Consider the following 18,199-nt stretch of genomic DNA (forward strand, 5'->3'; position numbering starts at 1 on the left):
GGCAGGCTGTGAAAAGGCGGACAATCGAGAAAATTTACAGAAACAACGGCCGCTGGGAAGCAGTTGATAAACGAGGCAGACTATTTGCAGCAAAGGATCTTGTTCTTAACGTGCCTGTGCAGACTCTTCCCTCTTTAATGAGTGATGCTGACTTTGACGCAATGGGAGGAAAATGGCAGAAAAGAAGCCGTACTTCCATCTGGAGCGCTTTTTCTATGTACGGCACACTGACCGAAGCTCCTTCTGATACTCCATTGTTTCAGCAGATTATGTGGGGGCCGGAAAACGCATTTGAAAAAGAGCACATGTTTGTATCGTTATCTGAAGAAGAGGACACGTTTAGAGCTCCGGGACGTGAACGAACATTTACCGTCTCCACCCACACCAGTCCTGAGCGCTGGAAAAACAGAGCCTCTTATGACGAGCAGAAACAACAGACGCTGGAAGAACTAAAACAAATCCTGCTGGCACAGACAGGCTGGTCCAGTGCCCTTACTTCCCTGCTTCCCGGGGCCCCGCATGCGTGGGAGCACTATATTCACCGGCCGAACGGCATGGTCGGCGGCTTTCCCCAAACAAGCCGATATGCTCTTTTTAACAGCCTTTCCCACCGCACAAACCTGCCCGGGCTCTGGATGTGCGGGGATTCCGTTTTTCCGGGAGGAAGTACGATGGCCGTTACGATGAGCGGTATTCACGTATATGAATCGATTACCGGCTCCCGTTTTTATAAAGAAGAGCAGAATTGACTAAAAACCGCTGTTATTTTTTCATAAACTGCCTTTTGCCAAGCTGCTCCACCGTTTTCGGAAATAAACTGTACATCACGGCCGCCTTGTTCATATATCCGGGCAGGTTAATTTCCCTTGTCCGGGTTTCCATATTTTTCACGATGGTCCGGGCCAGTTTATCAGGTCGTATGGCAAACCGCTTTACAGATTTTTCATACTCTCCTGTTGGATCTGCTTTATTTGAAAATGGTGTTTTTACCGGCCCCGTGTTTACGGTCATTACAGAAACACGGTGCGGTTTCAACTCCATCCGCAGCGCATTGGAGTAGGGCAATCACCCCGGCTTTACTGGCGGCATAGGCAGATGCTTTAGGCGTCGCTATTCTGCCTGCCATCGAACCAATATTGATAATCCGTCCGTTCTGCTGCTCTTTTAAAGCGGGCAGAAAGAAGCTTGTCCAGTCGATCAGTCCAAGCAGGTTCACTTCCATCATCTGTCTTGCTTTTTCATACGAAAGGCTGTCTGCCTCTGCAAAAAAACCGGCGCCGGCATTATTAATAAGTACATCGATTTTTCTAGTGCGATTTAGAACAGCCTCTGCCGCTCTCTTATTATCGGCATGATTTCTAATATCAGCTTCTTCTATATCGGAGGGAACTCCCAGACCCACCAGCTCTCGCTGCACGCTTCTCAACTTTTCTCCGGATCGTCCTATCAGAATAGGATAATAGCCGCGCTTTGCGCTTTCGATGCTGATATATCGTCCGAGACCGCTTCCGGCTCCGGTAACCACTACCGTTTTCTCCGCTTTCATGGTTTCATCCTTCTTTCCCGGCAGCATTATTTATACTGCTTTTATTTGCTTGACAACTACGCCTCTATGAAACATAATATGAACAACTATTGTATCATCCCGAATTAAAAAAAGAGAAACAGCGTCGAAAGAGAATAGTAATAAATGCAGGATGTCGTACAGAAAATGGCGCTCACTGGCTGAGAGGCGCTGTAACATCTCTTTTATGAACCTGCTCTGGAGCTGTCAGGCCCGAATGCCTGATCGTTAACTGCGTTAAAGTTCCAAGTGGAAAAATGATTCTTATCATTTTTCAACGAAGGTGGCACCGCGGATTATACGTCTCCGTCCTTTATGAGGATGGAGGCTTTTTTTGTTTTAGCAGGTAAAAAAGGGAGAGAAAAGGCCAAATGAAAAAGGAACGAATTGTCGTTAAAATTGGAAGCAGTTCGCTGACCACGCCTAACGGCAGGCTGAGCGGTGAAAAACTAAAAGAACATGTGTCTGCCATCGCAGGTCTTAGAGAGCGGGGCCATCAAGTAATTCTCGTTTCTTCAGGAGCAGTGGCGGCCGGTTTCGGACAGCTTGGCTATCCATCCCGCCCGGTAAAGCTCGCCGGCAAACAGGCCGCGGCAGCGGTTGGGCAGGGCCTGCTTATGGAAGCGTACACGAAAGAGTTTCATGCATACGGCATCCCGACCGGGCAGTTGCTGCTGACCCGCGATAACTTTTCCAACAGGCCGCAGTATCAAAATGCTTATAACACTCTTTCCGAACTGCTTCAACGACAGGTTCTCCCTATTATTAATGAAAATGATTCCATCGTTGTTGATGAGCTTACGTTTGGCGATAACGACATGTTATCTGCTCTTGTAGGCGGCTTATGCCAGGCAGATGATTTGTTTATTCTTACCGATGTGGATGGTCTTTATGACTCGCATCCTAAAGACAACCCGGACGCCAAAAAGTATCACTTTCTTTCTGAAATTACAGATGAACTTCTTATTGGCGCCGGCGGCAGCGGCAGTCTTGTCGGTACGGGCGGGATGAAATCAAAACTACTCGCAGCTCAGACGGCGCTTCAGCTGGGACTTCGCATATTTATTGGCACCGGCTCCGGCCCGCATAAACTGACGGATATTATCGATGGCAAAGGAAACGGTACGTATATCGGCTACCCCGGTCAATTTACGCTGAAATCAAAACAGCAGTGGCTCGCCATGCATTCTCTTCCATCAGGTGAGCTGGTCGTGGATGGAGGCGCCAAAAGGGCCCTGCTTCAAAATGGACGCAGCCTTCTTCCTGCCGGAATTAAATTAATTAAAGGCACTTTTTCCAGCGGCTCGGTCGTACAGGTAGTTGATGAAAAAGGTACACTTATCGGCAAAGGCCAGGTAAATATGTCTTCTGCTGAATTAGCCGATATTAAAGGAAAATCGAGCACAGAAGCTGCGGCTTACACTAAACAAAAAAGCTGAAGTCATCCACCGTGATGACTGGGTTGCTATGAAGGAGATGAAATAAATGAGTAAAATGATAGAACAGGGCCTTAAGGTTAAACAGGCAGCCGGTGATCTAGCTGTATTAAACGCCGCGCAGAAAAACAATATATTAAACGAACTGGCTTTGTCTTTGGAAGAACATACGCTCACTATTCTGGAGGCGAACCAAAAGGATATAGAAGCAGGGATGGAAAAGGGATTTACAGAGGCTCTTCTCGACAGACTGCGTTTATCAGAAGAACGCATAAAAACGATGGCGGACGGCTTTCGTGATGTTGCTGCTCTTCCAGATCCTATCGGAGAAGAAATAGAGGCATGGGACCGCCCTAACGGCCTTGAAATCAAAAAAATCCGTGTTCCACTGGGCGCTGTCGGCATTATTTATGAAGCAAGGCCAAATGTGACGGCTGATGCGACAGCTCTAGCAGTAAAAACCGGAAACGCCGCACTTCTGCGTGGAAGCTCTTCCGCCTATCATTCCAATCAGGCGATTATTGATGCAATTCATGCGGGAATGGCTAAATATTCTCTTTCTCCAGATTCCATTCAACTTGCCGAAGATACCTCACGTGAAGGTGCTTCGGAAATGTTTAAAATGAATAAATACCTTGATGTTCTCATTCCACGGGGCGGTGCCGATCTTATTCAAACGGTAGTCGATCAGTCTTCTATCCCCGTTCTGGAAACAGGTGTAGGAAACTGCCATGTTCTAATCGATGAAACAGCCGGAAGAAAAATGGCTGTTGATATTGCAATTAATGCAAAAACCCAGCGTCCTTCTGTATGCAATGCGTGTGAAACTATCCTTGTACATGAAAAGTGGCTGCAGGAAAATGGAAGTGAACTAATTGACGAGCTTTTTCTTGCTGGTGTTGAAATCCGTGGTGATGAAAGAATTCAGGCCCTTCACCCTGATATCAAAGCCGCCGTTGAGTCTGACTGGGGGAAGAATACCTCGACTACATTGTTTCCATGAAGTGCATTGACAGTGCAGAAGAAGGCATTTCCCATATTAGAACATATGGCACCAGTCATTCCGAATCTATTGTGACCGAAAATGAAGACAATAAGCTGGCTTTTTTTGCAGGTATTGATGCAGCAGCTCTTTACCATAACGCTTCTACGCGTTTTACCGATGGATTCGAATTTGGGTTTGGTGCAGAAATCGGCATCAGCACCCAAAAACTTCATGCCCGGGGACCGATGGGACTTAAAGCGCTCACATCATATAAATATATCATTCAAGGCACCGGACAGGTGAAAGAATAGGGGGAACTTATGCTTACGAACCAGACGTTTGCTTTTATAGGAGCTGGAGCAATGGCAGAGGCCATTATCGGGGGCCTGATTCGAAAAGAACTTGTTCAGCCTGATCAGATTTCAGTGACCAATCATTCAGACACAGATAAACTTCTCCGCCTGGAAAAAGAATATGGCATCCGTTCCTTTCAGCTGAAAAAAACAGAAGCAATTGATGCCTCGGTTATTATTCTGGCGATGAAGCCAAAGCATGCAGAAGACGCTATTCATTCAATACGTCATAAAGTGTCAAATGAACAGATTATTGTTTCTGTCATGGCCGGCATTTCTACGATGTATATGGAAAATCTTTTTGCAATCCACCCTCCGGTTATACGAGCGATGCCGAACACTTCCGCCAAAGTGGGGGCTTCCGCTACAGCTATCTGTTTAGGCTCCTATGCTTCTTCAACAGATGGCCGGATAGCCGCAGCCTTATTTCGTTCGATCGGCACCGTAACAGAACTGGCGGAAGAAAAAATGGATGCCGTCACCGGCATTGCCGGCAGCGGACCCGCTTATTTGTATTATATGGTAGAAGCGATGGAACATGCCGGGCGCCAGGCAGGCCTTCGTGAAGATGAAGCCAAAGAACTTATCATTCAAACGTTTTTTGGAGCAGCTCTGCGCCTTCAGCACACAGAAAAAACCTCAAAAGAGCTGTATAAAGAAATCATGAGTCCCGCCGGAACGACTGAAGCAGCCTTCGATGTGCTCGAACAGCATCAAGTTCAGGAACATTTCACCTCCGCTATCATGCGTGCTATTGAGCGTTCTAAAGAGTTAGGAAATACCACTGCCACCCCTTTTAAATGAAAAATCCCGCCGAAGGACAACCCTTCGGCGGGATTTTTGCTTATTTGAATAAATGTTCGGCTGCATGCCTGCCCGACAAAACAGCTCCTTCTACTTTGCCTTCTTTAAAAATATCTCCGGCAAACGCTGCAGGTGCCGGTTCTTTCCAGCTGATGCTTCTTTCAGGAAAAAGCATATCCGGCTTAGCGTAGCGCCATTTTTTCACTTGCACCTCCTGTATTTCAGCATCCGTAAGCAGCCAGTCTATTTTTTGAAGAAGTGCATCCTTCAGGACATTATCCGCTTCTTCCCAGTGTGAACCGGACCATTCCCCGCTGGCATGAATAGTCAGTATTTTTTTCTTTGAAATACCTTTTTGGTAGTTACAGCCGGCAAAAGCGATGTCTCCTTTTTTCCATTGTATACCGCCGGCTTCAGGGATGCCGGCTTCTCCAGAATAAGCAATCATTAATCCAATGCTTTTTTCATACGTAAGTCCTTCCAGCGCTTTTTTATCTTCGGAAGAACCCGGGAATTCAGGAAACAATGCAAGCGTCTGCGGCATAGGCGACGTGACCAGAACTCCTTCCGCTGAAAAGAAAAAATGATCTTCTCCTGCTTCTCCTTCAACTATCCATCCTTCTTTTCCGGGTTTTATAGACTGTACAAGATGAGAAGTATGTATGTCTTTGCCTTTCCAGAGTCGTTTTACGAGAGGAGACATCCCTTCCATCCCGGTGTAACGGGGATGACCGTCGCCGCCGTCCTCTGTAATAATCCCGTCGGCAGCATCTTCCGCCCCTGCAAAGCCTTTGTTCCACTCTTTAACCCAGCCGTTCTTCTGCCATTCCTGGACAAGCTGTTTCATTTCTTCACTTCTGGCTGTAAAAAACTGGGCGCCATGGTCTGCGCGTCCTTCACCGATGCGCCGTGTAGCCATACGCCCTCCCACGCCTCTGCTTTTTTCCAATATAGTGGTCTTTACACCTTTTGCTTCCAGAAAAGTATGTGCACTCCATGCAGCCAGACCTGATCCTACAATAATTACTCGTTTCTTTTTCATCTGTTCTCATCCCCTTTATCTATAATGTTCTATACCCTCGACCAGCTTTACTCAATCTACGGCTGTCGAGAAAGAAATCTTTTCATGACATCCTCGTTTTAGTACAATAAGATAGTTGTGTTCGTTTTATTATTACTGCTAACTATATCGGCATTATCCATCAATAGAGGACAGAGGGAGTTTTCAGGTTTATGAAAGAGTCAAGCCAACGCCGGACGTGGCGGGATAAATTAGCTGTTCTTGTCGAAAGTCCCATTTTTATTAACACGATTATGATTATTATTTTAATCAATGCTGCTTTGGTGGGAATTGAAACATACCCTGATGTCTACCAGGGAAATCAGAATTGGTTTTACATAGCAGATAGGATCCTGCTTTGGATATTCACTGTTGAAATTGTTCTCCGGATCATCGCTTTTAAACCTTCCTACCGATTTTTTAAAAGCCCGTGGAACTGGTTTGATTTTCTAATTGTATTTGCCGGTCATGTATTCGCCGGTGCCCATTTTGTTACCGTGCTCCGGATTTTAAGAGTGCTCCGTGTACTTCGGGCTATATCCATCATACCATCGCTCAAGAGGCTTGTGGACGCCCTGCTTTTAACGATCCCTTCGCTCGGCAACATTATGTTTCTTATGAGTATTTTCTTTTATATTTACGCTGTTATAGGCACGATGCTCTATCAGGACATCGAGCCTGAATACTTTGGCAATCTGCAGCTGACTCTTCTAACGCTTTTCCAGGTCGTTACTCTCGAATCATGGGCAAGCGGCGTAATGCGGCCTGTATTGGAGCAGGCTCCCATGTCATGGTTTTATTTTGTCAGTTTCGTTTTGATCGGTACCTTTATTATCTTTAACCTTTTTATCGGAGTTATTGTCAGTAATGTAGAAAAAGCTGATAATATGGAAAAAGAAGCAGCCGACGGTCCGGAAGTTACGACAAAGAACTGCAGAAAGAAATACAGGAACTCAAACAGCTGATAATCGAACAGAAAAAAGACGGGAACCGGTGATTACTGCCGGTCCCCGTCTTTTCTTTTTTTACTGCAATACTTCCTTCGTACTGAAAAATTCTTCGTACAGGCCTCTAATCGCATCGTCCACCTGTTCTTCTTTAATTCCGAAGGCCAGAGAAACCTCTGAGGATCCCTGGTTGATCATTTCGATATTATTTCTTTTTCCATTAATGCCTTCGTTGCTCTTGCGGCAATACCGACCGTTTCATGCATACCTTCTCCAACCAGCATAATCATCGCCAGCCCTTTTTCAAAGTAAACATCGTCTGCCTCAAGCTCTTCTGTAATACGGCTGATAATTTTCTCCTCAGCAGCCGGCGTCAACTGACTGTTATCCAAAATAACTGAAGTGTCATCAATACCGGAAGGGATGTGCTCGTAGGAGATACCCTCGTCTTCGATAATAGACAATAACCTGCGGCCGAACCCTACTTCTCTATTCATTAGATATTTCCTCACATACAGCGTGCTGAAGCCTTTGTCGGCTGCAATACCGATAACGGGATTTAATGCATACTCCCTTTCGGAAATAATCATCGTTCCGCTTGTTTTAGGGTTATTTGTGTTCTTTACACATACCGGAATTGACTTTTGGAAAGCAGGAATCAGCGCTTCGTCATGGAAAACGGCAAATCCCGCATAGGAAAGCTCCCGCATTTCTCTATATGTCATTCTTTTTATTGCTACAGGATCTTTCACTACTTTTGGATTAGCCGCAAACACACTGTCCACATCGGTGAAGTTTTCGTATAAATCAGCTTTAATACCGGCTGCAACGATTGAACCTGTAATGTCAGATCCTCCTCTGGAAAAAGTAACCAGCTTTCCTTCCTTGGAATAGCCGAAAAATCCAGGAAATATTAAAATGCCTTTACGTTCCCTCAGCTTATACAGGTTGTCATAGGATTCAGGCAGCACCTGTGCATTACCCGGCGTATCGCTGACATAGAGGCCGGCTTCTGCCGGATTTATGTATTCTGACAGCACACCCTGGCTCTGAAGATAACCAGCAATGACTTTTGCATTGTTGTCTTCGCCTGCAGCTTTCATTTGATCAAGAAAGCGTTCAGGGCTTTCCTTAGTGTAATCGACTCTTTCCTGCAGGTCTTTCTCTATGATGCGGAGCATATCTTCAGACAGGCCTAATTCTTCTGTAATGGAACGAAATCGTTCTACTACGTTATGAAGCGCGTCTGCCGTATCTTTTCCAGCCAGCGCGGTTTCTCCTAAATGTATCAGCAGGTCCGTTACTTTTGTATCTTCATCGCTTCTTTTTCCAGGTGCGGAAACGACAATAATTTTTCTATCTGTATCTGCTGTGATGATTGACGCTACTTTTTTGATCTGCCCTGCATCAGCAAGAGAAGATCCCCCAAATTTTGCTACATTCATTCGTTCACACTCTCCCAAATAAATAATTTCCTTTAATTTAAATTCTGAAAATTTCACAAACATTAGCTTATCACAAATATTGAACTGCCACAAAGGACATTTATTCTGCTGACACCACGTATAGAGCGCTTAGACGCCCTTACGGAAGCTCTTTTGCCTAACGCATTGGATATTGTATATATCCTGCTTTCCTTTCATCTGCCCGGAGATTGAACATTTCCTTTCAACCAGGCTTTTTTTTTGTTTCTTCTTTTAGTATAACGTATGAAAGGCAGAAAAGGATCTCAATCATGTGAGGAAATCTAACAATGTGCATTTACTATGTGAGATTTTATGATATGTTGTTAGAAACATTAGAGAAAAAGGGGCGCTTGTAGATGTCTTCAAACTACAAAGACAAAAAAGTCATTACAATAGGGGTTATTAGTGAACTTACAGGCTTGTCGGAGAGAAAAATAAGATATTACGAAGAGAGAAAATTGATATTTCCGGAACGGTCTTCCGGAGGCACCAGAAAATATTCTTTTGGAGATGTAGAACGCCTTATTGACATAGCTGATAAAATGGAAGATGGGATGCAGACGTTTGAGATACGCCGGATGGAACAGAAGAAAATGAAGAATTCAGAACTTCGCGACAAAATGCTTCGGGTCAGCTGAATGCTGCTTTCAACCTGCGGAAAAAAATATTTTGGATTAAATATAAAAGTAAAAGGGTATATGTAAGTGGCGGCATACCTTCGTTCTTCTTTATGGAACGCTTACAATATTTTCTTGACTTTCCTATTTTTTGAGAATACGATTAAAGAGTATCAGCTTTTTCACAGCCACTCTGAGTGCCACACTTTGTGCTGAGATGCTTTATTGAAACTTCCGGCGCGGCAGCGCCTACAGAAAGAAAGTGATGAAACACATGCAAACACTAAAAAACAGCCAGATCATGGATAATGAAATAAAACAGCTTATTGTATCAGATGAAAAAGTGGCGCACGTCCAGCTTGAAAATCCGCTTGACCATGCTTTACTTATTTTGATTAAATCAGGGTACACCGCTATTCCTGTGCTTGATAAATCCTACCGGGTGCAGGGCCAGATCAGCAAAGCCCATATTCTGGATTCCATCCTGGGAATTGAACGTATTGAAATGGAGCGCCTTCACGATTATAAAGTAAAAGACGTAATGTCTCCGAAAGTTCCTCGAATGCACAAAGATGAAACCTTTGGAAAAGCGCTGATGCTTTCTATTAACCATCCCTTTGTCTGCATTGAAGATCATGACCACTCGTTTGTCGGTATTTTAACAAGACGATCCATTCTTGCTTTAATCCACCGTCATTTTGAAAAGTAATAAACATACTCTGGCAACTGCCGCAAACCGAAAGAGCCGTCCCTCCGGACGGCTCTTTTCAGATTGTCGAGAAAGTGTTCCATTTTGTATATCTATACGTGATCTCGAATGTTTTTAAAGTCTTTTATGAAAAGAATAAAAGAAAATAAACAGGGATGACTCCTGCAGAAAAAGCCATAAGAAAAGATAAAGAGACGTTTTTCCTCTTTAGCTTAAGGCTCGGCCTGCGGAAAGCATCCCCTGTAAAGGTTTTGTATAAAAATACCTATTTTTTTATTTTTTCAACAGCCTGGAAAGAGCCGTCCCCCGGACGGCTCTTTTAGTTATCCTTAAATTGGCTCTGCAGCGCTTTTTCCCTGTCTTTAAACATATTATACAAACCTGCTTTAATGAATACAGACGGGACATAGCTTTCGAACTCTACATGATCGGTAATTCCTGTGAGCTCTCCTTCAGCCAGTTTTTGAAAAGAATGAGTGTGTTTCCATTTGATTAAAGGAAATGGAATCTCTTTTCCTTTATCCACAAAAAATTCTTCCTCTTTGCTGTCCGTAATCGCAGAAAGCCAGTTGACCTTCAACGGCCCCGCTTCAATTTGAATCTTCACTGTTTCCCCGGCTTTTGATTCTCCGTTGGATAATACTGTCACCTTCGGAAAATCCGTCAGCTCTTCCAGCGCTTTAGAGTCCTGAAAGAAATTCCACACTTCGCTTCTAGGAGCTTTTACGATAGTCTGGTACTCAATACTTCCTTTAAACATACTATTCCTCCTTGACAGCGATTACTGGATAAAAGAAAAAATCTTGAAACAGGTAAAGGCTGCTTATGCACTGCATCCACACGAACCGCCGGATCCACATCCGCCGCTTCCGCAGGAAGCATTATCGAAAAATGGATTACCTGTAGGTACTTTTATGTTTGGGGAAACGGCCCCTGCAATTTCGCCGGAAATTTCATTTAAAAGGGTTTCCAGATCTTTTTCCGCTTTTTTAAAAGCAGTAATAGCTGGATGAAATCCATTTCCCTTTTTTTAAGACGGATTTCTTTTGAAACCATTTTGTAGTCAGGATGATATTTTCCGAAGCGCTGAACTTCCTCATAGCGGTCTTCCATGCGTTGAATTCAGAAATAGCCTGCGGGCTTCTTTATCGGTTTCCATTTCGTTTTGGCCCTTGTGTAGGTAAATATATATCAGAGGCAAACAACAAGGCTGTCAGCTCCTCTGATGCTGTTAAAATGTCAGCTGGTGTTGATGTATATGCAGTACTGTTCATGATGGCACTCCTACCGGGAGTATACATGTAACCGGCCTTTGTTCGAAGATTTAATTGGCAGAGCCGGGACTGATTGCTACAATATTCATATCAAAGCACTAGGAAAGGATTCTATATGACTGATACAAAAACCCTATCTACAGATATTCAGGATTTTCTGCAGTCCGCCACAGACGAGGAAAAAGAAGTACTGCAGCAGTTTTTAAACGGACTCAGACAGAAACACGAAGGACATCATCCGTCTTATGTCAGCGGCTGGATTCAGGCCGAAGGCGATTGGAATGAAGATGGGAGCTATCAGATACGCATACCGATTCATAAGGGCGTTCAAAATCCGCTTGAAATTGTCCACGGCGGCGTAACGGCTACATTAATGGATACCTGTATGGGCACCCTGGCCAATCATTCCACTCCCTCAAAAAAGGCTGCTGTTACAATGGAAATAAAAGTGAATTATTTAAAACCCGGAAAAGGAGATTATTTATACTGCCGTTCCGAAGTTATATCCAAAGTTCAAAAACGCTTTTTTTAGCTTCTACAATTAAAGATGAAAAAGATCAAATTATTGCTTATGGAACCGGCACCTTTTATGTAATTGATTTTCTGACGTAGAACATGAAATTATGTCTCTTCCATTGCAAACGCTTTATTTTAATATTAAGATAAGACTATATGGATAAATGGGGGTACTGCACATGCAAATTACAGACTATGAATTTGAGGGCACTCAAATCACGTTCGGCAGGCTACATAGGATTATTAAAGATGCGGGTTTTATTCACGCCGGGCAGTGGGATTACGAACGTGTAACATTTGATTATAAATTTTTTGACCGTACTGATGACGCGACATATTACCTGCGTATCCCGGCTTACGCAGTAGAAGGAGATATTCCGGCTGAAGACACAGTCGTTCAAATCCTCACGCCTTATTTGGAAGACACTATTATCCGCACGGGATAGAATACGATGAAGAATTTCCGGAAAAAATCATTCAAAAATGCAGGGATAAAACAAAAGCAGTATGGGATGTTCTAAAAGCTAAAACGTAACAAAAAAGAAGCTGATATCAGCTTCTTTTCTATTTCTCCGGGATAAATATTTTGTTCTCTTCTATCAAATCCTATATACTAATTGTTATACTATCTTGTCCGAATGTCTGAAAGGGGTATAGCTGTGTCATCGTTGCTTACGAAAAAGAATTTGATCCGTTTTTTATCTGTTGTTTTAATTATTATAGCTTTAGTTTTTATTCTTCCGGTTTCAGGACCTATTATACTTGCCCTGCTTACAGCTCTTGCCCTGTCACCTCTCGTCAGGCTGTTAAATGAAAAGGCCAAATGGCGGCGCTCTATTGCCGTTATGGTTGTCTTCACCCTATTTCTTATTTCTCTCGGAATCGCCGGGTATTTAATTATTACCCAGGTGGTAACACAGGCTATTTTATTTGTGGAAAATCTGCCGGATTACATAGCTGAAGTGAATCGCTCATGGAATGATATGCAGATTTCTATTGAGAATACCTATGATCGAATGAATCTCCCGCCTGATGTCATTAACGAAATCAATGCCCAGATAACGGATATGCTTAATAACTTTCGTAATCGCTTTACGGACGGCCAGTTTCTAAATACCGTTACAAGTATCGTTGCTTCTATTCCAGGATACCTTGTGTCATTTATTGTATACTTAATCGCATTGTTCCTATTTATGATGGACCTTCCCCGTTTGAGCAGGAAGATGTATTCTTTCATGAAAGTGGAAACAGCTCAGAAAGTCCACTTTATGACCGCCCGTCTTGGAAAGGTTATTATAGGCTTTTTTAAGGCGCAGTTCCTGGTCAGTCTGATTATTGTTACCGTCACTTATATTGGCTTATACTTTATTGCGCCTGAAGTGGCTCTGGTGATGGCTCTGGTTATATGGGTCATTGACTTTATTCCTATCATCGGTTCTATTGCTATACTTGCCCCCTGGGCGATATTTCAATACCTGGCAGGAGATGCTGTGCTTGGTACGCAGCTGCTAGTACTCGGAATTATCCTTCTCATTATCCGCCGTACGGTTGAACCTAAAGTAATGGGCCATCACATTGGCTTATCACCGCTGGCTACTTTGATATCTTTATACATCGGCCTTTCCCTGCTGGGCATTATCGGCTTTATCGTAGGTCCTCTGGCTGTCATTGCTTTTACATCCGCCAGGGAAGCAGGCCTCATTAAGCTTGATTTTAAAATTTAAACTGACAAAAACGGACCGCTCTTTTGAGCAGTCCGTTTTTTATTCTTTAATAGTAAGGGGAAATCATTAAATAAACAATTACTCCCGTTATGCTGACATAAAGCCAGAGCGGCATGGTCCACCTGGCAATTTTTCGGTGCTTTTCCACCTGGGACGTTATACCTTTCAAGAACGTCCACAACGCAAGCGGCACAATAATAATCGCGAGGATGATATGCGAAATTAAAATAAAGTAATAAATAGCAGCAATGGCTCCAGAGCCGCCAAAAGCCGTTGATTCCGAAAGCGCATGATACGTCAGGTAGGTTACAAGAAACAACGCAGTGGATGTAAAGGCTGCGTAAATAAAACGCTTATGCATCGTAATATTTTTTCGTAAAATAAAAAACAGCGCCGTAAATAAAAAGACCGTTGTAAAACTGTTAAAAATAGCATTCATCATCGGCAGAATGGTTAAATCAAAACCTTCAACGTCTCCGCCCAGTCCTTCCATAAAAAATAGAAGGGTGACGAGGCCATTAATAACAATAGTAAGGATAACTACTATCGCCACATGGCTTTTATCAGAAGTACCTTTTTGCTGTGTTGATACTTGATTTGAAGATTTACTCATCTTCTCCCCCATTTCTCTATTTATCTGTTCTTCATTATACAGGAAAGAAGCTGTCATTCCCCTCTAATCTCTAACAAATCAGTGAACAAGCAAAAAGAAACAGTCTCCCAGTGGAAGACCGTTTCTTTTTTAATATTTTGTCATACCAAGCAGAAACGTTAATGCAATTAATGCTGGAGTAGAAAGTACCACACCTGCAATGATAAAAGTATTTGCCCATTCATGTCCTTTATCTTTCAAGTGCATGAAGTAAAACATCTGCAGAAAAAACTGCATCCCTGCCAGTACAAGTATAAATGGAACGGCAAAGGCCGGAGCCACCATTTCCGTTGCCACCGCAATAAATGCCAGGAAAGTTAGAAAAATCATAAAAGCAAACGAAGTAATCTGTACTTTCTTTTCTTTGTTCATCTTATACAGGTCTTCTTCTGAAAGCGCGCTTTTTTCGAATGGTTTGGATAACTCATTTGACATGTTAAGCTCCCCTATTCCCATAAGATAAACGACAGTAAATATAAATACCCACACAACGTCAATGAAATGCCAGTAAAGACTGGCCACGTAAAATTTGGGGGCATTTGTTAATGTTATACCGGATTTCGCATAGCGGATAAGCAGTGTGCTGATCCATGCCAGGCCGAATACAACGTGGGCCCCGTGCAGTCCGACAAGCGTATAGAAAGAAGAGCCAAAAGCACTTGTCGTATAACCAAGCCCATGATGTACATATTCCACAAATTCATAGATTTCTAAACCAAGAAACGCAAGACCTAACAGCACCGTAGTGCTCATCCAGATCATCATGGCTTTAAAATTATTCCGTTTCATCGCATACATGGCAAGAACACTTGTAAGTGAACTGGTTAACAAAAGCATCGTCATAATAAATACAAGCGGCAGCTGGAATAATTCTTCCGCCGTCGGGCCGCCTGCCGTTCCTTCCCTTAATCCGAGAAAAGCTCCAAAGAAGGTGGCAAACATGATTGTTTCACCGCTTAGAAAAATCCAAAAACCGAGAAATTTATTTCTTCCTTCCAACGTTGCTTTTTCGGGGTTGGAAGGAAGGCCTTTTGTCATATCTACGTGATCGGCCATGTTAACTTACCTCCTTTTCCAGCTTTTTTAATTCTTCCACTGTAATATGGTAGCCGTGGTCCTCTTTAATCGAACGCACAAGCATGGAACCAAATGTAAGCAGAAAACCTGGAATAATGACGGCGTAAGGAGTTATGATAGCATTTTCCATATTAAGCATAATCATGCCAAATCCCCATACGAACATGCCAATCCCAATAATAAAGGGTAAAATAGAGCCGTTTGGCATATGAATATCGGATAATGGTTCAGCCGGTTTCATTTTTCCGTCTCCATGAATCTTTTCATAGAATAAAGGATCAAGAGAGCGTACCTGTGGAACCTGGGCGAAATTATACTCTGGAATTGGAGTAGGAGTTGACCATTCCAGTGTTCTGGCATCCCAAGGATCACTTACTACTACACGCTCTGATTTTAATGCAGAGTATACGATGTTAATAACCAGTACGATAATACCCGCAGACATTAGAAATGCTCCAATAGAAGAAATCAGGTTCATCGTATCCATACCCTGCCCTTCCAGATACGTGTATACCCGTCTTGGCATTCCAATAAGGCCGAGAATATGCTGAACAAAGAATGTCATGTGAAAACCAATATAAAACATCCAGAACATCAGCATACCAAGCTTTTCATTTAAATGATGTCCAAACATTTTTGGATACCAGTAGTACAATCCGGCCAGCAGCCCGAGAACGATACCCCCAACAATTATGTAGTGGAAGTGGGCTACTACAAAGTACGTGTCATGGTACAAATAGTCGACCGGCACCATGGAAAGCATAACACCTGTTACACCACCCAGCACAAAGGTAGGGACAAAAGAGGAAGCGCAGAGCATAGCTGTATTAAACGTAAGCTTACCGCCCCACATCGTGAAGAGCCAGTTAAATATTTTAATACCAGTAGGTATTCCTATTGCCATAGTAGCAATAGCGAAAACAGAGTTTGTTACCGGACCAATACCAACGGTAAACATGTGGTGGACCCAAACCATAAATCCGAGGAAAGCAATAATCAATGTAGCGAATACCATTGCCGTATACCCGAATAAACGCTTTCTGGAGAAGGCAGGTATAACTTCGGAAATGATTCCGAAAGCCGGCAGCACTAAAATATATACTTCCGGGTGACCGAAAATCCAGAAAATATGCTGCCATAAAACGGCATTTCCTCCGCTGTCCGGAGAAAAGAACTGAGCGCCGAACAATCTATCAAGCATAAGAAGCGCAAGTCCGGCAGCCAAAGGCGTAAAAGCAAATACGATCAGCAGGGAAGTAACGAGTGAGGTCCAGCAGAAAAGCGGCATTCTCATCATCGTCATACCTGGAGCACGCATGTTTACAATCGTTACGATAAAGTTAATAGCGGAGATTAATGTTCCAATACCGCTTATTTGAAGACCGATAACATAGAAATCCATTCCTAAATGCCCGTAATCTCCAGCTGACAGCGGAACATAAGCTGTCCACCCCGCATCGGGAGCACCTCCGAAAAACCAGCTGACGCTTAATAGCAGCCCGCCGAAAAAGAAAATCCAAAAACCAAGAGCATTAACAAAAGGAAACGCTACATCCCGTGCCCCTATTTGAAGAGGAATAATGTAGTTCATAAAAGCAAACAATAATGGTGTGGCTGCAAGGAACAGCATGATGGTTCCATGCATTGTAATAAATTCATTGTATGTCTGCCCGTCCAGAAAATTACTTTCCGGAAACATAAGCTGTATTCTCATAAAAACTGCCATTAGGCCTGCTTTTAGGAAAAACAGCGTACCTGCTATCAAATACATAACGCCTAACTTTTTATGGTCGACTGTGGTAAGCCAGTCCATTAAGACGCTTTTATCTTTCTTTTCTTTTATAATTGCTGAATAATCCGCCATTGGGTTTACCCTCCCTTACTCTTTATTCATTTTGTGGTTCTTCAATCCTGTCTGAGCCGTCTGTCTCCACTTGTCTTCCAAGAGCCGGCTGTTCTACTTCCAGGCTGGCAAGATACTCAAGCAGTGCGTCCATATCCTGGTCTTCCATATCCGGGTAAGCCTGCATATTGTTTCCTTGTTTGAAAGACTGCGGATCACGGATCCAGGCTTCAAGATTTTCTTCGTTGTATTCTACGACCCCGGCGATAGTCTCCCGGTCGGCAAAGTTAGTCAGCGTGGGTCCCTGGGCAGTGCCCTGGCCTCCTACAGCGTGACAGCCGATACAGCCCTGGTCTTCAAATACCTGGCGGCCTTCTGAAGCTGTTGTATTTTCCTCAGGTTCAGCAGGCTCAGACGCCATTGTTTCAACCCAGCTGTTATACTCGTCACGCTCAAGTGCTACTACTTTGAAATCCATTAATGCATGGGAAGGTCCGCACAGCTCGGCGCATTTCCCTTTATAAATGCCTGGTTCATCTGCTTCCAGCCAAAGCTGGTTTTCAATTCCCGGGATGGCATCAATCTTTCCGCCAAGTGCCGGTACCCAGAAAGAGTGGATAACGTCTTCAGCAGTAAGCGTAAATTCTACTTTTTCCCCCACAGGAATGTATACTTCATTTCCAGAGGTAAAACCATCTTCATAATCAAACTGCCACCAGTATTGATGACCTGTTACATTGATGGAGACACCTTCTCCTTCTCCCTCGCCGCTTGAACCTGCGGCCTGAGGCGTAGTATCCGCAAAATAATATGTACCTGTAATCGTTGGTACGGCCAGAATTGCCAATAAAAATAATGGAATAATAGTCCAGGTAAGCTCTAGTGCTTTGCTTCCTTCTACCTGCTTAGGATACTCATTATCACCTGGTTTTCTTCTGAATTTCACTACGGCGATAAAGTACAGTGCAAACACAACAATAATTACTACTGCCATCACATACAAACTTAAAATCAGGTTATCAAGAATCCATTCCGCCTGAGGGCCGTATGGGTCCAGTGCAGTAAGACGTTCTTCACCGCATCCTGACAGTAAAAGCAGTATGAAAGATAAAGGCAGAAGCCGCATCATAAACGTATGCTTATTCATCATTCACTTAACCCCTCTTTCTTTA

At 43.4% G+C, this 18,199-nt stretch carries 16 protein-coding genes, 5 pseudogenes and 1 other annotated feature; of the genes and pseudogenes, 10 read left to right on the forward strand and 11 right to left on the reverse strand.

All coding sequences use genetic code 11. The features are described 5' to 3' along the window. A partial coding sequence (locus tag MMY81_RS22930) for a Rossmann-fold NAD(P)-binding domain-containing protein (RefSeq protein WP_483882499.1) occupies nt 1-749 on the forward strand: 749 nt, incomplete at its 5' end. A gap of 13 nt (nt 750-762) precedes the next feature. Here the strand turns inward: MMY81_RS22930 and MMY81_RS22935 are convergent. Together MMY81_RS22935 and MMY81_RS22940 are read right to left on the reverse strand one after the other, a co-directional pair. After that, nucleotides 763-1,011: an SDR family oxidoreductase gene (locus MMY81_RS22935; RefSeq protein WP_252314687.1), complete on the reverse strand. Its 249-nt coding sequence runs from the start codon at nt 1,009-1,011 to the stop codon at nt 763-765. Continuing rightward, entirely contained in the window at nt 968-1,546 is a 579-nt protein-coding gene (locus tag MMY81_RS22940; RefSeq protein WP_252314688.1) for an SDR family NAD(P)-dependent oxidoreductase, read from the reverse strand. The genes MMY81_RS22935 and MMY81_RS22940 overlap by 44 nt, the downstream gene beginning before the upstream one ends. 115 nt (nt 1,547-1,661) lie before the next feature. Next, nucleotides 1,662-1,881 (forward strand) — a binding site (T-box leader). 54 nt (nt 1,882-1,935) lie between these two features. Between MMY81_RS22940 and proB the strand changes: the two genes are divergently transcribed. The 3 genes and pseudogenes from proB to proC all read left to right on the forward strand — a co-directional run bounded on the left by proB (nt 1,936) and on the right by proC (nt 5,142). Then, nucleotides 1,936-3,003, forward strand: a complete 1,068-nt coding sequence (gene proB, locus MMY81_RS22945; RefSeq protein WP_308215449.1) for a glutamate 5-kinase — start codon at nt 1,936-1,938, stop codon at nt 3,001-3,003. 46 nt (nt 3,004-3,049) lie between these two features. Beyond that, nucleotides 3,050-4,296: pseudogene (locus MMY81_RS22950) on the forward strand (glutamate-5-semialdehyde dehydrogenase). 9 nt (nt 4,297-4,305) lie between these two features. Then, on the forward strand, nt 4,306-5,142 hold the full coding sequence (gene proC / locus MMY81_RS22955) for a pyrroline-5-carboxylate reductase (RefSeq protein ID WP_252314689.1): 837 nt from the start codon (nt 4,306-4,308) through the stop codon (nt 5,140-5,142). Nucleotides 5,143-5,182: 40 nt separating this feature from the next. On the opposite strand, the gene MMY81_RS22960 is transcribed toward proC, so the two are convergent. Further along, nucleotides 5,183-6,184 (reverse strand): NAD(P)/FAD-dependent oxidoreductase, encoded by a 1,002-nt coding sequence (locus MMY81_RS22960; protein WP_252314690.1) that lies wholly within the window; start codon nt 6,182-6,184, stop codon nt 5,183-5,185. A 191-nt stretch (nt 6,185-6,375) separates the two neighbouring features. Here MMY81_RS22960 and MMY81_RS22965 point away from each other — a divergent pair, with 191 nt between their 5' ends. Beyond that, entirely contained in the window at nt 6,376-7,167 is a 792-nt protein-coding gene (locus tag MMY81_RS22965; protein ID WP_308215450.1) for an ion transporter, read from the forward strand. A gap of 60 nt (nt 7,168-7,227) precedes the next feature. Here MMY81_RS22965 and MMY81_RS22970 read toward each other — a convergent pair. After that, nucleotides 7,228-8,594 (reverse strand): annotated as a pseudogene (locus MMY81_RS22970) (aspartate kinase). Between the two features lie 377 nt (nt 8,595-8,971). Here MMY81_RS22970 and MMY81_RS22975 point away from each other — a divergent pair. Continuing rightward, nucleotides 8,972-9,276, forward strand: a pseudogene (locus MMY81_RS22975) (MerR family transcriptional regulator); the annotation flags it as partial. A 230-nt stretch (nt 9,277-9,506) separates the two neighbouring features. Then, complete coding sequence (gene cbpB, locus MMY81_RS22980) at nt 9,507-9,941, forward strand: cyclic-di-AMP-binding protein CbpB (RefSeq protein WP_120192647.1); 435 nt, start codon at nt 9,507-9,509, stop codon at nt 9,939-9,941. 319 nt (nt 9,942-10,260) lie between these two features. Here cbpB and MMY81_RS22985 read toward each other — a convergent pair whose 3' ends face one another. Together MMY81_RS22985 and MMY81_RS22990 are read right to left on the reverse strand one after the other, a co-directional pair. Continuing rightward, on the reverse strand, nt 10,261-10,701 hold the full coding sequence (locus tag MMY81_RS22985) for an SRPBCC family protein (protein ID WP_252314691.1): 441 nt from the start codon (nt 10,699-10,701) through the stop codon (nt 10,261-10,263). Nucleotides 10,702-10,764: 63 nt separating this feature from the next. Then, nucleotides 10,765-11,057, reverse strand: a pseudogene (locus tag MMY81_RS22990) (YlbF/YmcA family competence regulator); the annotation flags it as partial. Between the two features lie 273 nt (nt 11,058-11,330). Here MMY81_RS22990 and MMY81_RS22995 point away from each other — a divergent pair. The 3 genes from MMY81_RS22995 to ytvI all read left to right on the forward strand — a co-directional run bounded on the left by MMY81_RS22995 (nt 11,331) and on the right by ytvI (nt 13,455). Then, on the forward strand, nt 11,331-11,747 hold the full coding sequence (locus MMY81_RS22995) for a PaaI family thioesterase (protein ID WP_252314692.1): 417 nt from the start codon (nt 11,331-11,333) through the stop codon (nt 11,745-11,747). Between the two features lie 163 nt (nt 11,748-11,910). Then, on the forward strand, nt 11,911-12,177 hold the full coding sequence (locus tag MMY81_RS23000) for a YugN family protein (protein WP_308215451.1): 267 nt from the start codon (nt 11,911-11,913) through the stop codon (nt 12,175-12,177). Between the two features lie 213 nt (nt 12,178-12,390). Continuing rightward, entirely contained in the window at nt 12,391-13,455 is a 1,065-nt protein-coding gene (ytvI, locus tag MMY81_RS23005) for a sporulation integral membrane protein YtvI (protein ID WP_120192359.1), read from the forward strand. Between the two features lie 46 nt (nt 13,456-13,501). Here the strand turns inward: ytvI and MMY81_RS23010 are convergent, their stop codons facing one another. The 5 genes and pseudogenes from MMY81_RS23010 to coxB all read right to left on the reverse strand — a co-directional run bounded on the left by MMY81_RS23010 (nt 13,502) and on the right by coxB (nt 18,174). Beyond that, entirely contained in the window at nt 13,502-14,068 is a 567-nt protein-coding gene (locus MMY81_RS23010) for a DUF420 domain-containing protein (RefSeq protein ID WP_252314693.1), read from the reverse strand. Nucleotides 14,069-14,197: 129 nt separating this feature from the next. Continuing rightward, nucleotides 14,198-14,563, reverse strand: a complete 366-nt coding sequence (locus MMY81_RS23015) for a cytochrome C oxidase subunit IV family protein (protein WP_308215454.1) — start codon at nt 14,561-14,563, stop codon at nt 14,198-14,200. Continuing rightward, nucleotides 14,552-15,163, reverse strand: a pseudogene (locus MMY81_RS23020) (cytochrome (ubi)quinol oxidase subunit III); the annotation flags it as partial. The pseudogene MMY81_RS23020 and the gene MMY81_RS23015, both read right to left, overlap by 12 nt. 1 nt (nt 15,164) lies before the next feature. Further along, a complete protein-coding gene (gene ctaD, locus MMY81_RS23025) occupies nt 15,165-17,048 on the reverse strand; it encodes a cytochrome c oxidase subunit I (RefSeq protein WP_120192362.1) in 1,884 nt (627 codons plus the stop codon). Nucleotides 17,049-17,070: 22 nt separating this feature from the next. Next, nucleotides 17,071-18,174 carry a cytochrome c oxidase subunit II gene (gene coxB / locus MMY81_RS23030; RefSeq protein ID WP_374562657.1) on the reverse strand — a complete coding sequence of 368 codons (1,104 nt, stop codon included), beginning with the start codon at nt 18,172-18,174 and terminating at the stop codon, nt 17,071-17,073. Between the last annotated feature and the right edge of the window lie 25 nt (nt 18,175-18,199).

The sequence above is a fragment of the Sinobaca sp. H24 genome (genome assembly GCF_023845525.1).

Excerpts from the sequence above, each read along its gene's own strand:
- MMY81_RS22935 (WP_252314687.1), bottom strand. The coding sequence starts at position 1,011 with ATGACCGTAAACACGGGGCCGGTAAAAACACCATTTTCAAATAAAGCA.
- MMY81_RS22940 (WP_252314688.1), bottom strand. The coding sequence starts at position 1,546 with ATGAAAGCGGAGAAAACGGTAGTGGTTACCGGAGCCGGAAGCGGTCTC.
- proB (WP_308215449.1), top strand. The coding sequence starts at position 1,936 with ATGAAAAAGGAACGAATTGTCGTTAAAATTGGAAGCAGTTCGCTGACC.
- proC (WP_252314689.1), top strand. The coding sequence starts at position 4,306 with ATGCTTACGAACCAGACGTTTGCTTTTATAGGAGCTGGAGCAATGGCA.
- MMY81_RS22960 (WP_252314690.1), bottom strand. The coding sequence starts at position 6,184 with ATGAAAAAGAAACGAGTAATTATTGTAGGATCAGGTCTGGCTGCATGG.
- MMY81_RS22965 (WP_308215450.1), top strand. The coding sequence starts at position 6,376 with ATGAAAGAGTCAAGCCAACGCCGGACGTGGCGGGATAAATTAGCTGTT.
- cbpB (WP_120192647.1), top strand. The coding sequence starts at position 9,507 with ATGCAAACACTAAAAAACAGCCAGATCATGGATAATGAAATAAAACAG.
- MMY81_RS22985 (WP_252314691.1), bottom strand. The coding sequence starts at position 10,701 with ATGTTTAAAGGAAGTATTGAGTACCAGACTATCGTAAAAGCTCCTAGA.
- MMY81_RS22995 (WP_252314692.1), top strand. The coding sequence starts at position 11,331 with ATGACTGATACAAAAACCCTATCTACAGATATTCAGGATTTTCTGCAG.
- MMY81_RS23000 (WP_308215451.1), top strand. The coding sequence starts at position 11,911 with ATGCAAATTACAGACTATGAATTTGAGGGCACTCAAATCACGTTCGGC.
- MMY81_RS23010 (WP_252314693.1), bottom strand. The coding sequence starts at position 14,068 with ATGAGTAAATCTTCAAATCAAGTATCAACACAGCAAAAAGGTACTTCT.
- MMY81_RS23015 (WP_308215454.1), bottom strand. The coding sequence starts at position 14,563 with ATGGGAATAGGGGAGCTTAACATGTCAAATGAGTTATCCAAACCATTC.
- ctaD (WP_120192362.1), bottom strand. The coding sequence starts at position 17,048 with ATGGCGGATTATTCAGCAATTATAAAAGAAAAGAAAGATAAAAGCGTC.
- coxB (WP_374562657.1), bottom strand. The coding sequence starts at position 18,174 with ATGAATAAGCATACGTTTATGATGCGGCTTCTGCCTTTATCTTTCATA.